The organism is Streptomyces sp. NBC_01089 (assembly GCF_045162975.1).
GTDB lineage: Bacteria > Actinomycetota > Actinomycetes > Streptomycetales > Streptomycetaceae > Streptomyces.
The window spans coordinates 2,870,206-2,883,415 of sequence record NZ_CP108660.1; the positions used below are offsets into that span (position 1 = coordinate 2,870,206).

Annotated in this window: 12 protein-coding genes; 3 read left to right on the forward strand and 9 right to left on the reverse strand. The window is 71.7% G+C overall.

Annotated features, from left to right (window positions below):
* Positions 1-52 precede the first annotated feature (52 nt).
* Positions 53-1,015 carry a TRIC cation channel family protein gene (locus OG510_RS12625; protein WP_406136864.1) on the forward strand — a complete coding sequence of 321 codons (963 nt, stop codon included), beginning with the start codon at positions 53-55 and terminating at the stop codon, positions 1,013-1,015.
* Positions 1,016-1,017: 2 nt separating this feature from the next.
* On the opposite strand, the gene OG510_RS12630 is transcribed toward OG510_RS12625, so the two are convergent.
* A complete protein-coding gene (locus OG510_RS12630; protein WP_164264121.1) occupies positions 1,018-1,674 on the reverse strand; it encodes a response regulator transcription factor in 657 nt (218 codons plus the stop codon).
* The gene (locus OG510_RS12635) at positions 1,671-2,849 is read right to left on the reverse strand and encodes a sensor histidine kinase (RefSeq protein ID WP_406136865.1); all 1,179 of its coding nucleotides are present in this window, start codon (positions 2,847-2,849) and stop codon (positions 1,671-1,673) included. Before OG510_RS12635 ends, OG510_RS12630 begins: the two co-directional genes overlap by 4 nt.
* A 344-nt stretch (positions 2,850-3,193) precedes the next feature.
* On the opposite strand from OG510_RS12635, the gene OG510_RS12640 reads away from it, so the two are divergent.
* Both OG510_RS12640 and OG510_RS12645 read left to right on the forward strand, forming a co-directional pair.
* The gene (locus OG510_RS12640) at positions 3,194-4,165 is read left to right on the forward strand and encodes an ABC transporter ATP-binding protein (protein ID WP_406142377.1); all 972 of its coding nucleotides are present in this window, start codon (positions 3,194-3,196) and stop codon (positions 4,163-4,165) included.
* A complete protein-coding gene (locus OG510_RS12645) occupies positions 4,162-5,202 on the forward strand; it encodes a transmembrane transport protein (protein ID WP_406136866.1) in 1,041 nt (346 codons plus the stop codon). Before OG510_RS12640 ends, OG510_RS12645 begins: the two co-directional genes overlap by 4 nt.
* A gap of 25 nt (positions 5,203-5,227) precedes the next feature.
* On the opposite strand, the gene OG510_RS12650 is transcribed toward OG510_RS12645, so the two are convergent.
* From OG510_RS12650 to OG510_RS12680, 7 genes are all read right to left on the reverse strand, one after another.
* Positions 5,228-5,773 (reverse strand): YciI family protein, encoded by a 546-nt coding sequence (locus OG510_RS12650; RefSeq protein ID WP_406136867.1) that lies wholly within the window; start codon positions 5,771-5,773, stop codon positions 5,228-5,230.
* A 174-nt stretch (positions 5,774-5,947) separates the two neighbouring features.
* Positions 5,948-6,904, reverse strand: coding sequence for a LysR family transcriptional regulator (locus OG510_RS12655; protein WP_406136868.1), 957 nt, complete (start codon positions 6,902-6,904; stop codon positions 5,948-5,950).
* A gap of 129 nt (positions 6,905-7,033) precedes the next feature.
* The gene (locus tag OG510_RS12660) at positions 7,034-8,404 is read right to left on the reverse strand and encodes an MFS transporter (protein WP_406136869.1); all 1,371 of its coding nucleotides are present in this window, start codon (positions 8,402-8,404) and stop codon (positions 7,034-7,036) included.
* 224 nt (positions 8,405-8,628) lie between these two features.
* Positions 8,629-9,777, reverse strand: a complete 1,149-nt coding sequence (locus OG510_RS12665) for a M20 family metallopeptidase (RefSeq protein WP_406136870.1) — start codon at positions 9,775-9,777, stop codon at positions 8,629-8,631.
* A gap of 59 nt (positions 9,778-9,836) precedes the next feature.
* Positions 9,837-10,511, reverse strand: a complete 675-nt coding sequence (locus OG510_RS12670; protein WP_406136871.1) for a DUF1028 domain-containing protein — start codon at positions 10,509-10,511, stop codon at positions 9,837-9,839.
* The gene (locus OG510_RS12675; RefSeq protein WP_406136872.1) at positions 10,508-10,990 is read right to left on the reverse strand and encodes a RidA family protein; all 483 of its coding nucleotides are present in this window, start codon (positions 10,988-10,990) and stop codon (positions 10,508-10,510) included. Before OG510_RS12675 ends, OG510_RS12670 begins: the two co-directional genes overlap by 4 nt.
* Before the next feature lie 18 nt (positions 10,991-11,008).
* A complete protein-coding gene (locus OG510_RS12680) occupies positions 11,009-12,298 on the reverse strand; it encodes a flavin-containing monooxygenase (protein WP_406136873.1) in 1,290 nt (429 codons plus the stop codon).
* Positions 12,299-13,210 lie beyond the last annotated feature (912 nt).

Here is a 13,210-nt window from a genome sequence, read left to right on the forward strand (position 1 = left end):
GAACCAACTCCCCCTGACGCGCGCCGAAGACCGCTCCTCCCGGAAAGGCCCCATGCATCAACTGAACGCAGATGTGCACTATCCGCTGGATCTCGTCGGCATCTTCGCCTTCGCGCTGTCGGGCTGTCTTCTCGCCATCCGCAAGGACTTCGGGATCTTCGGGACCGTCGTGCTCGGCGAAATCACCGGTCTTGGCGGTGGGTTGTTCCGCGACACGGTGCTCGGGGTGCCGCCCGTCGCGTTCACCGACCTCGGATACGCCCTGGCGCCCATGGTGGCGGCGGCCCTCGCGTACACGAGCCACGCCGCCCAGCGGAATCCGATGGTGTGCGAGGTCCTGGACGCCGCGGCCGTCGCGCTGTTCAGCGTGACCGGCACGCTCAAGGCCCTGCACCACGGATTCGCGCCGCTGCCTTCGTGCGCGCTGGGGATCGCCACCGCCGTCGCCGGAGGAGCCGTCAGCAGCGTACTGACCCGGGAGATCCCCGCTGTCCTGCGCTGGGACCAGGATCTCGCCGCCGCCCCCGCGGTGGCCGGGGCGGTCGGGGTCACCGCTCTGCATGCGGCGGGGATGTTGTCGCTGACCACCGCTCTGGGTACCGGCATCGCGGCGTTCGCGCTGCGTCTGCTCACACTCCGCTACCACTGGCGGTCGCCCCGGTCCCTCATGTGGCGGGCGGCTCCGGGTACGGGTCCGGGTCCAGCCCTGGCTCCGGACTCGGCGTGGGTCCCGGGTACGCATCGGGAGCCGGGGCCGGTGTGGGCCCCGGGTACAGCTCGGGAGCCGGGTCCGACGCGGGCCCCGGACCCGGCTCTGCCCGGTGCCCGTACGGCTGCCGGTGCCTCCGCGCCCCCGCGCCCGCCGGGCCTGCGCGACCCCGAGCCCCCGCTGCGTATCTGCCTGCCCCGCACCGCGCGTCCCCGCCAGGTCCACGGGAATCCGGGCCTGCCGCTGTCCGACAGCACCGTCCAACTGCGGCTCCCCGCACCGGACGGGACAGCCCGCCCCCGCTGAGGCTATCCGCGCCCGTCGACCAGGCCGGACTCCCAGGCCCAGGCGGCGATCTCCACCCGGTTGCGGGCGGACAGTTTGATCTGCACATTGCCGAGGTGGGTCTTCACCGTGCCCACCGAGATGGACAGTTCGGCGGCGATCTCGGCATTGGTCAGCCCGCGGGCCACCAGACGTACCAGGTCCTTCTCCCGTACGGAGAGCGCGGTGTGCGGCTCCCGGGGCGCGGGCGCGGCGCTGTTGAGGCGCCGCAGCAGCCGGACGGTGATGGCCGGGCTCACCAGCGCCTCGCCGGAGGCGGCCGCCCTGATGGCCTCGACCAGCAGGGCGGGCCCCGAGTCCTTGATCAGAAAGCCGGAGGCGCCCTCGCTCAGGGCGCGCTGGACGTACTCGTCGTCGTCGAACGTCGTGACCACCACGACCTTCGGCGGATTCACCGTGCCGGGCCGAGTCAGTCTGCGCAGCGCCTCCAGCCCGTCCATCCGCGGCATACGGATATCCATCAGCACCACGTCGGGCCGGTGGCGTTCGGCGAGTTCCACGGCGTACACCCCGTCCGCCGCCTCGCCCACCACGTCGATGTCGTCCTCCGCCGCGAGGATCATCGCGAACCCGGCCCTGACCATGGCCTGGTCGTCGGCGATCAGCACCCGGATCGTCATGAGGCCGCCACCCCTGCCGCGGCCAGCGGGAGCTCCGCCTCGACGCCCCAGCCGCCGGCCGTCACGGGGCCCGCCCGGACACTGCCGCCGATCAGACCCACCCGCTCGGCCAGGCCCTTCAGCCCGAAGCCGCTGTGGGAGACATGGCGCTGCCGCCCGTCGTCCGTGACCCGTACGGTGACCCGGTCTCCGGCGCGGCCCACGTGCACCCGTACATCGGTGCATCCCTGGGCGTGTTTACGTACGTTGGTGAGGGCCTCCATGACGACCCGGTGCGCGGTGGTGGACACCTCCACCGGCAGATCGTCGAAGGTCCCCTCCAGTTCGAGCCGGGCCCGGGCACCGCCGACGGCCGAGAACTCCTCGACGAGCGACCGTACTTCGCCGATGCCCGCCAGCGGTGTCAGCGTCACGTCCCCGTCGGCGTCGCGCAGCATCCCCACCATGTGCCGCATGGATGTCAGCGCCTCGGAGCCCGCCTGCTCGATGCGCTGCAGCGCGGGCGGCACCAGTTCGGGCCGTTTGCCCGCCATCGCCTGTGCTCCCTGTGCCTGGACGACGATGCCGGTCACATGGTGGGCGACGAAGTCGTGCAGGTCCCTGGCGAACTCGGTCCGCTGCTCCAGCCTGAGAGCGGCCGCCTGCCGCCGCCGGTCGACGAGGAGCAGGCGCGTCCCGAGGCCGATGCCCAACGCCGTGACCGCCGCCAGGGCGAAGAGCAGCGCCAGGATGGTGGTGGACTGCCGCACCGAGACCGACACCGGCCGCAGCACGATCGCCATGGACAGCGCCACGACGGCCGACGCCGCCCATGACGGCTTGCCCCGCCGGGCGACGAGCAGCAACAGCCATACCAGCGACGCCGGTTCGGCGAACCCCATCGCCTGCGAGCTGGCCCGCATCTCCAGGTGCAGCCAGAACGAGAGACCCAGCGATACGACCGCGAGCGCGCAGGCGGCCATCGGCAGCGCCCGGCTGCCGAGCCGGGGCGAGGCGACGACGAGACCGACGGCCAGCAGCGCGCCGATCAGCTTGGCGGGGCCGTGGTGCGCGATCCAGTAGAAGCCGGCCCCCAGATCGAGCAGGACAAGGCCCAGCAGGACCCCGACCAGCAGCAGCCACACCGTGACAGGCAGTACCCGCAACCGCCCCCAGCCCTGTGGGCCCGTGGGCACGGCTGCTCCGTCCGCCACCTCCGCCATCCCGTTCCCTGTCCCTCCCGCCGACCGGCCGAAAGTCGGATCCGGCCGCGCATGATCTGTCTTTCGCCCGATCCGCCGCAGGACGCGGCGGAGGAGAGTCGTGTCCACCGGGCGGCGCACGAGTGATCCGATCACCCTCCCCGGGCGGCGTCAAACTCCGGCCGGACTCCGGCCGGGACTCCGGCCGGCTGCGGGGTGGCTGTTCTCCCGCGCCCAGGCGTGCCCTCCTACGCCCAGGCGCCCCCGCCCGCCCACGTACCCACGTCCCCACACACAGGAGCCCGCACATGGACCACGCAGGGATGCCCCACGCGGCGATGCACCTCGGAACCGGACCGGGGTTCGTACACCCCGCCGCCGGTCCGGCGATCGAGGCCCGGGGGCTCGGGAAGAAGTACCGGCGCGGCTGGGCGTTGCGGGAGGTCTCCTTCCGGCTGCCGGCCGGGCGGGTGTGCGGCCTCGTCGGCCCCAACGGCGCGGGCAAGAGCACCCTGATGGGCCTGGCCACCCACATGATCCGGCCGACGACCGGCTCCCTGCGGGTGCTCGGCGCTGAGCCCGGGTCGACGGAGGCGGTCCTGCGTACCGCGTTCCTCACCCAGGAGAAGCCGCTGTTCCGGCGCTTCACCGTGGCCGAGACCCTGCGCCTGGGCCGGGAACTCAACCCCCGCTGGGACCAGGAGGTCGCCGAGGGCATCGTCCGCGCGGGCCAGGTGCCGATGACGGCGAAGACCGGGACGCTGTCCGGCGGTCAGCGCACCCGCGTCGCCTTCGCGCTCGCTTTCGGGAAACGCCCTGACCTGCTCATCCTCGACGAGCCGATGTCCGATCTGGATCCGCTGGTCCGCCGCGAACTCATGGCCGCACTGACGGCGGAGGCCGCCCAGCACGGCACGACGGTGCTGGTGTCCTCACACATGCTCGCCGAGCTCGACTCGATCTGCGACTACCTCCTCGTCATCGCGAACGGCAGTCTGCGTCTGGCGGGCGAAGTGGACGAACTGCGCGCCGCACACGCCCTGTTCGCGGCCCCGCCGGGCGGCCCGTACCCCGCCGTCGCACCCCACACGGTGATCGACTCCCACAGCGACGGGAACCGGCCGGGTGTCCTCGTACGTCTCGGCGGACAGGGCCAGGACAACGGCCGGGGCGAGCCTCCCACCCTGGAGGAGTTGCTGCTCGCCTATCTGCGCTCGCCCGACGCACCCCCGCTGATCGCCCCCAGCGCCCAGGTCGGCGACATCCACGACATCCTCACCCGCGACCGGCAGAAGGCTGTGACCGCATGACCACCACGCTCACTCACGACCCGGCCCGCCCGACGCCCGACGGGGGGCCGCGGAACGGACGGGCACCCCGGCAGACCGGCCCCCGGCTCCGCGGTACGGCCTGGCTCGTCTGGCGTCAGCACCGCGCCGCGTTCTGGACCCTCATCGCGCTCACCCTCGTCGGTGTGGTCGTCATGGTCCTGCTGCGCGGCCAGATGATGGACTACGTCAACACCCAGGACGCGTCCTCGCACAACTCCACCGGCCTGCCCCCCGGTTTCGAGAAGTACACGGACCGGCTGTTCAGCTTCGGGAGCTATCTGGGGTACGTACCCGTCCTGGCGGGTGTCCTTCTCGGCGCCCCGCTCATCGCGGGCGACCTGGAGTCCGGCACCGCCAAGCTGGTGACCTCGCAGTCCGTCAGCCGGCTGCGGTGGCTCACCATGAAGCTCGCCATGCCCGCGGCGCTGCTCGCCCTGTCCACCGCTGTGCTGGGCGCGGTGTTCGACTGGTGGTGGAGCCCGGTCAAGGGGCGTGCCGAGACCCTGGTCTGGACCTCCTTCTTCAACGTCACCGGGGTCACGCCGGTGGCCTACGCCCTGCTCACGTTCACCGTGGGCGCTGCGGTCGGCATGGTCCTGCGCCGCACCCTGGTGTCGATGGTGGTCACGCTCGGCGTCGTCGTGGCGATCGACGTGGTCTGGGACCGGTTCCGGCTGGACCTGGGGCACGTCGTGACCGTCAGCACCGACAAGGGCGTCGGCCCCGGTGCCCCGCGGCCGAAGCTGCCCGCACAGGCGGAACAGCTGGGCCAGGGCACCTACTTCGCCACCAGCTCGGGCGGCCGTCTGGACTGGACCACCTGTCTCGACGCGCCGGACAACGAGAAGGCGCACACCGCCTGCCTGGAGTCCAAGCACGTCGTCGGCTGGTCCATCGACTACCTCCCCGTGTCCCAGATGCACACGATGCAGTGGCTCGGAGCGGGCATCATGCTCGCCGTCGCGGCCGCGGTCGTCGCGTTCGTCGTCGTCCGGGGCCGTAAGCGGCTGCTGTGACCCCCGGGGTCCGGGGCCCCTGCTGTCACGGCCGCCCGCCGAACTGCCAGTTGTGCACCTCGATGGCGGCGTACCGGTCCCGCGTCAGGACGGCCCGCGCCGCCTCCGGGTCCGCCGCCCGTACGAGAGCCGCCGTACCCAGCCAGGTGTCGCCGTCGTCGGACAGCAGCGGCCCGTAGGCGATCAGCTCGTCCCGGCCGGACGGCACCGCGAGGTCAGCGGCCGGGCCGGTACCGAGGCCGAGCACCAGATACCGGTGTCCGCCGGTCCGGCCGCCGGGGAACTCCCACATGGTGCGCCCCAGCGTGTTGCGCCACCGCCGCAGCAGTACGTCCCGGTAGACACCGGCCTGGTAGTTCGGCTCGTCGAAGGCGAACGACCGGGCTGCGGCGGGATCGGGCAGGCTGACGATGTGCATGCTGCCGGTGGGGGCGCCGTCGTCGGCGAGGGTCGGGCCCCGGGCGACCATCTCCTTCTCGTACCGGTCCATGTACGCCCAGTGCTCCTCCCCCAACTGCTCGCGCAGCGGCAGGGATTCGGGCCGGTCTCGGTGGTAGCAGAGAAATTCCATGCTCAAGGATCTCCGCAAGGAGCCGACCAGATCGAGCGGGTTTCGACCACCAGGGGGAAGACGGCACCGGAAGCACAACACGGCACCGGGCGCACGGCACTCGGCGGGGGAAGAGCTGCCCCCTCCCGATCACGATCGCGCACATGCCCACCCGCGCGCCCGCTCACGTGCGGATCACCCGTCCTGGCCGGCCCGGCCCGCGTCAGGTCGTCGCGCGCCGCGTCGGGTCGCGATCCCGCGCAGCAGCTCCATGACGGCGCGGGCGCGGGGGGTCTGCGTCACGCCCTGCACCGTTGCCAGTTTCAGTTCCAGCGGCGGGCGTCTGTCGCTCAGCTCCAGCTCCACGACCTCGCCCCCGTAGGTCTGCCCGGTCGCCGGCCGCTGGTTCAGCACCGAGTAGCCGAGCCCTTCGGCCACCATCGAGCGGACGGTCTCATAGCTCTGCGTGCGGTAGCGCACGTCCGGTGCGGTGCCGCTGTCGGCCACGAGCGCCCGGAAGTAGTCGCGTGTGTAGGGGAGGTCGAGCAGGACCAGCGGCTCGGCGGTCAGTTCGGCCAGCTTCACCGTGCCGCGGCCGGCCAGCGGGTGACCGGCGTGGACGATGGCGTAGGCAGGGAAGCGGGCGATGGTCTCCCCGCGCAGTCCCGGATCCGCGGACAGGCCGAGGTCGTAGGTGAGCGCGAAGTCGATGCGTCCCGCGTGCAGTGCCTGGAGGAGTTGCTCGGCCTCCGCCTCGGCCACGTCCATCTCGATCGCCGGATAGCGGCGGGTGCATGCGCTGAACAGGGCGGGCAGATAGAACGGCGCCAGCGTGACGAAGCACCCGACGGTCACCGGCCCCGACAGTGTCTCCCCACTGCCGCGCGCCTCCCCCTCGACCTCACGCGCGCGGGCCAGCAGCTCACGGGCCTGGTGCTGGAGCCTCTCCCCCGCCGGTGTGAGGACCAGCCCCCGGCCTCGGCGGCGGATGAACAGCTGCACCCGCAGGTCGTGTTCAAGATTGTGGATGGCAGTGGAGACCGCCGACTGCGCGATGTTCAGCTCGGCCGACGCCGCGGTCATCGAGCCGCGCTCCGCCGCCACGAGGAAGTAGCGGAGCTGGACGAGGGTGAAGCCCACCGGTGACGTCATGTGTGCTCCCTGCGCCTCGCGGTCCGTGTCCGCCCCTGAGCTTATGCGGCGGCGGCAGCCGGGCCGGGCCCCTCCCATTCGGGACGCGCTCGTTCCGGACGCTCCCGTCCGGGACGGTACGGCCCGCCCTCAGAGCGTGACCCGGTCCTGCGCCTTCTCGGCGGCCCGGTCGGGTACGTCCTCGGGACGCAGCAGGGCGGAACCGGCGGTCTCCCGGAGGGACAGGGCCGCGACGAGCCCGACGACGGCGAACACCATCAGATAGAAACCGGGCAGCAGCGTGCTACCGGTCGCCGAGATGAGCACGGTCATCACGTAGGGCACCGTGCCCGCGAAGAGAGCGGCGGTGATGTTGTACGCGATGGACAGACCGCTCTGCCGGGTCCGGGTGGGAAACAGCTCCGCCGACCACACCGCGTAGGTGCCGAGGATCGCCGCCAGCATCACACCGAGCAGCAGACCTCCCACCCAGGTCCCGGCGGGTCCGGTCCGCATGACGAGGAAGGCGGGGACGGCGGCGACCAGGAGGGCCCCCGTCGCCCCGACGAAGACCGGTTTACGTCCGACACGGTCCGACAGATGCCCGAACACCGGGACGAGCACCAGCCCGAGCAGCGAGATCACGGTGGTCAGCAGGGCGGCGCTGTCGGCCGAGCGGCCCAGGTGGTCGGTCTCGTAGGTGACCAGGTACGTCAGCACCGTGTAGAAGGGCACATGCATGGCGGTCATCAGGCCCGCCGCCTGCAGCAACTGGCGCTTCTCCGAGCGGAGCAGTTCCCGTACGGGGCTGCGGGGGACCGTGTCATGCGCTTCGAGCGACCGGTACTCGGGGGTGTCCTCGATCTTGTTCCGGATGATGAAGCCGATGATGCCCAGCGGCGCGGCGACGAGGAAGGGGATGCGCCAGCCCCAGGAGGTCAGCTGGTGGTCGTCGAGCCCCGCCGACAGCAGCAGGAACACGAACGAGCCGGAGAGGAACCCCAGCAGGGAGCCGACCTCCAGCCAGCTGACGCCGAATCCACGACGGCGCCGCGGGGCGCTCTCGGCGAGGAAGCTCGCCGCGCTGCCGAACTCGCCGCCCGCGGCGAATCCCTGGATCAGGCGCAGCACCAGCAGGAGTACGGGGGCGGCGATGCCGATCGTCGCGTAACCGGGAAGCAGGCCGATGGTCAGGGTGGCACCGGACATCATGAAGATGACCAGTGACAGGGTGCGCTTGCGGCCGATCCTGTCGCCGAGCGGTCCGAAGACCATGGCGCCGATCGGCCGGATGCCGAACGACACGGCGAACACGCCGAACACGGCCAGCAGTCCGGTGGTGCGGTCCTCGGCCGGGAAGAACACGGTGGCGACCGTACCGGCGAGATAGGCGTACGCGGCCCAGTCGAACCAGTGCACGAACACGCCGATGGCGCCCGCGGCAACGCTTCTGCGCAAGGCGACCACGTCGGTGGCCGTCTCGGCCTCGGTCGTCCTGGCGCCGGTGTTAGGGGCGGGCATTCGCGCCTCCTTGGGGATGGGGGAAGAAGCAGGAGCCGGGGGCTGCGGCGGCGGGACCGTCGGAGCGGGGGCAGGCCCGTCGGGAAGACGGAGCGGGCATGGAGACGGAGACGGAGGGGTCAGGCCGACGGAGGGATCAGGCCGACGGAGCGGCGAGCGCCCCCGTCATCCCGGCGCGCCCCCTCCCGGCACGGCCGGACCTGGCACAACGAGGTCGGGCACAACTAGGTCTGGCCCAGCTGGTCCGGCACGACCCGGTCGATCCCGGTCCAGGCCAGCGCGACCGCACCGTCGAGCAGGGCCCGCTGCGCCTCTCCGCCCACACAGAACGCGGCGAACTCGTGCTGGTGGTTGGTGGCGGGCAGCGAGCCGATCCCGATGTAGGGGTGGATCGCCGGAACCACCTGGGAGACGTTGCCCATGTCGGTGGAGGCACGGTTCATCCGGGCGGCCTGGCCCGGCGGGGCGAACTGACGGCCGAGCGCGACGGCGTTACGGCGGTAGTGGCCGAGCGCCGTCTCGTCGGCGCGGAACTCCGCGTACGGCTTGCTCTCCGGCTCGATCTCCAGACTGGTCCCGGTCGCGAGAGCCCCCGCCTCGAAGGCCCGCATGACACGGGGCTCCAGCTCGGCCAGCTCGGCGAGGGTCTCGGCCCGTACGTACCAACGTCCGGTCGCCAGCTCGGGGATGGCGTTCGGGGCGCTGCCCGCGTGCGTCACCACTCCGTGCACCCGGGCCGAGGCCGGGAGCTGCTGGCGGAGCAGGCCGATGGCGACCTGGGCCACCGTGAAGGCGTCGGCCGCGTTGATCCCGGCTTCCGGGTAGGCGGCGGCGTGGGCGGACTTGCCGGTGTAGGAGATCTTGGAGTGGCTGACCGCGAAGGGCTGTGCCTCCGCGACGTCCACCGGCGCCGGGTGCACCATCATGGCGAGGTCGACCCCGGTGAAGGCCCCGCGGTCGAGCATCTCGATCTTGCCGCCGCCGCCCTCCTCGGCGGGTGTCCCGTAGACCTCGACGGTGAGGCCGGCGTCGTCGGCGACGGCAGCGAGCCCGAGCGCGGCGCCGACGGAACTCGCCGCGATGAGGTTGTGCCCGCAGGCATGACCGAGGCCGGGCAGCGCGTCGTACTCGGCGCACAGCGCGATCCGGGTGGGCCCGCTGCCGAACCGCGCCAGGAACGCCGTGTCCAGGCCCAGGTAGGAAGAGGTGACCTGGAAGCCGGCACGGTCCAGCAGTTCCGGCACGGCGGCGGCTGCCCGGTGCTCCTCCCAGGCCGTCTCCGGATCGGCGTGCAGACGCTCGGAGAGACCGATCAACTCGTCGGTGTGCCGGTCGATCTCACACCGCGCGGCCGCCTTGAGCGTCCCGGTCACGGACGTGGACGTACCCGGCACGGACCTGGACGTACCCGGCACGGACCTGGACGCGCCCATCACAGATCACCCGGGACGCCGTACGAGGGGGCAGCCGCGGGGTCGAGTCCGCGCCGTACGTAGTCGTCGCGCTGCGGCAGCCACACGTCGAGCAGTTCCGCGAGCCGGTCGACGGGGTCGTCGGCCCAGTCCACGCGCAGGTCGGTCACCCGCCAGCCCACGTCCGCGACGACGGCCAGGCCCGCCGAGTGCACGGGCCCCACCTCGCCGCCGGCCTCGACGGCGGCACGCAGAGCGGCGACCAGCCGCTCCTCCAGCTCGCCGCCGGCCGCCGCGTAGGCGTCGAGAAGCACCTGCGGGATGTGCTCACCGGCCAGCATGTTGCCCGCCGCGACCGCACCGTCCGCGGTGGCCGTCGCGTAGGTGCCCAGCGTCCCCGAGCCGCTGTAGGCGCATCCGGGGCCGGAGCGGCCGACCACCGTGAGCTGCCGGTGTTCGATGGTCTTCGCGTGGCGCGCCGCACCGGTGACATCGGTCAGGGCGCGCTGCGCATCACCGTGTTCGGTGAGTCCGGCCAGCAGGCTGGTGCCGAGCGTGGGGTCGGTGACGTTCTGCGAAGCCGCCGCGCCGACACCGGGGCTCAGATGGACGACGCGGGCCGCGACCGCGGGACTCGACGAGCTGACCGCGATACCGAACCGCTCACCGTCCCGCACCACCAGGGAGAACGTCATGCCTGCACCTCCTCGGGGATCACCGCGATGGCGTCGATCTCGCACAGCCACTCCGGACGGGCCAGGGCCGACACGACCAGGCCGGTGGAGATGGGATGCACGCCCTCGGTCCAGCGGCCCACCGCGCGGTACACCGCCTCGCGGTAGCGCGGGTCGATGAGATAGATCGTCAGCTTGACGAGGTGCTCCATGCGGCTGCCCGCTTCTTCGAGCAGCATCTTGATGTTCGCCATGGCCTGCTCGGCCTGGGCCCCGGCGTCACCGACACCGACCGACTCGCTGGTGTCGAGGTCCTGGCCGATCTGCCCCCGTACGTAGACGGTGTTACCGGCCACGACGGCCTGGCAGAGGTCGTTGGAGAGGTTCTGCTCGGGGTAGGTGTCGCGGGTGTTGAACGGCCGGATCCGGGTGTGCCCACCGGCGACGATCGGGGCCTTCACCGGGCGGTTCGCGGAACGGCCCTCACTCGTGGAGGTCATCAACGGCTCCTCAGTTCTTCAGTTCTTCTGCGTTGTCGCGGGCACGGCACAGGGCCGGCCTTGGGCGCCGTGCGCGAGATAGCCCCGCTGGGTGGTGATGTGGTCGGCGATGTACCTGGCGTCGTGCCAGACACCCCAGATGAAGCTCGACCCGCGGCGGGACAGCCACGGCAGGCCCAGGAAGTAGACGCCGGGTTCGGGCGACACGCCGCGTCGGTGCTGCGGCCGGCCGTTCTCGTCGAACGCGTCGGCCTCCAGCCAGCTGTAGTCGGCGGCGAAGCCCGTCGCCCAGACGATGGAGGTGACGCCGGCTCCGGCCAGATCGAGCTCCGGCCGGGGTTCGGTGACGCACTGCGGGTCCGGGCCGAGGACGTGGGCCTCCGGCTCAGCGGGAAGGTCGAGGCCGTTGCGTGCGACGTACGCGTCGGCCGCCTCCAGGAGTTCGAGGTACTTGGCGTCGCCCAGCGCGATGTTCGTGGCGAGATCCGGCGCGAAGCGCAGTACGCCGTCGTCGTAGGAGCCGGTCATGCCCAGCAGCTCGATGCCGTCGGCGGCCAGCGCGCGGAAGTCCACGGTGTGGCCGCCGCGGGCGCCGCTGACCGCGATGGTGACGTGTTCGGCCCCCTGCGGAGGCGTCTCCGCGTCCCAGCGCCCGAGCACACCGAGCCACCAGCAGAAGTCCCGCCCGCGGTACTCGCGGGGCGGACGGTCGTGCGGGCCGACGGAGAGGAAGACCCGGCGCCCGGACCGGCGCAGCTCGTCGGCGATCTGCACCCCGGACGACCCGGCCCCGACCACGAGGACGGCGCCATCGGGCAGTTGCTCCGGGTTGCGGTACCCGCTGGAGTGGATCTGTACGGGGACGGCGCCGTCCGGGACGATGGGCGGGATCACGGGCCGCTGGAACGGTCCGGTCGCCGCCACCACGTAGCGCGCGTCGATGGAACCTTCCGACGTCTCGACCCGGAAACCGGGCCGCCCCTCGTGCTTCTGCACCGAGGTCACCTCGACCCCGCACCGGACCGGGGCACCGATCTTCTCGGCGTACGCGGCGAAGTACTCCGCGACCTGTTCCTTCGAGGCGAAGGCGGCAGGGTCGACACCGGAGAACTCCAGCCCGGGGAACCGGTCGTGCCACGCGGGCCCGTTCGCGACCAGAGAATCCCACCGCTCCGAACGCCACCGCTCGGCTATCCGGTGCCGCTCCAGAACGACGTGCGGCACACCGTGAACGCCCAGGTGCTCACTCATGGCCACACCCGCCTGGCCCGCCCCGACGACGACCACTTCGGTCTCTTCACTCGGCACTTCAACCTCCACTCCTGCGGCAGTCCGTCCCGGTGTCGCGTCGACCGTGCTACGAGCTACCGCGTGAGGAATCCTGGGGGCGCGCCCTGAGTTCTGTCCAACAGATGTTTTAGTTGCAGGCGATCTGATTTATAGATGCAAAGGTCAGAACTCCCCGCCGAACGGACCGAGGCCCGCACCACCCGAGGTGCGTCGAACACCTCAGGCGGAGCGGCGGCGTTGCTTGCCCGGGCCGGCGGGGGTCACGGTCCCCGAGAGGTACTGGTCGACCATCCGGCGACGCTGGGCGACCTGCTGTTCCTGACGAACGAGTTCGCCGCGGACGCGCCCTACCGGGGGGCTACCCCGCCTCCCCGCCCTGGCCCGCACCGCAGGGAACTACGGGGAACCACGGGGAACAAGGGTTGCTCACGGCGTCGTGTCGGTCAGCCCCGACTCCGTCACGAACACGGCCATGACCGCCTTACACAGCCGCGGCCCGGCCGGTCATCGCCAGCCGCCCGGATCGCGCAGCGGGCCCTGCACAGGACAGCGCTCAGGACCTGCCGGGGCAGGCGGCAGCCAGCGTTGGCCAGTGCCGTCGAATGCCGTCGAACGAAGAAGTGCCGCAAGCTACCGGGCGCACATCCGGCCAAACCGGCACGCCCGGGAAGCCACGTCACTGCACAGAGATTCCGCGATCACACGTTGAGCGGAATGTCTGCGGACCGATCCTGACCTGCGACGGAGCCCCGTCGAGATCCCTGACCTGGGGCTTCCTCGTTGGCATGCGTTGGCTGCCGACGGCCGTTTACGGGTGTCCTGCGGACTGACTGCGGACTGAGCACAGGCCCGGCTCCGGCCCAACATAGCGTGAGCCGGGCCTTGTCCATCCGTGAGCGCTGTGCCGCTCCACCTCGTGGCCCGGTGCAC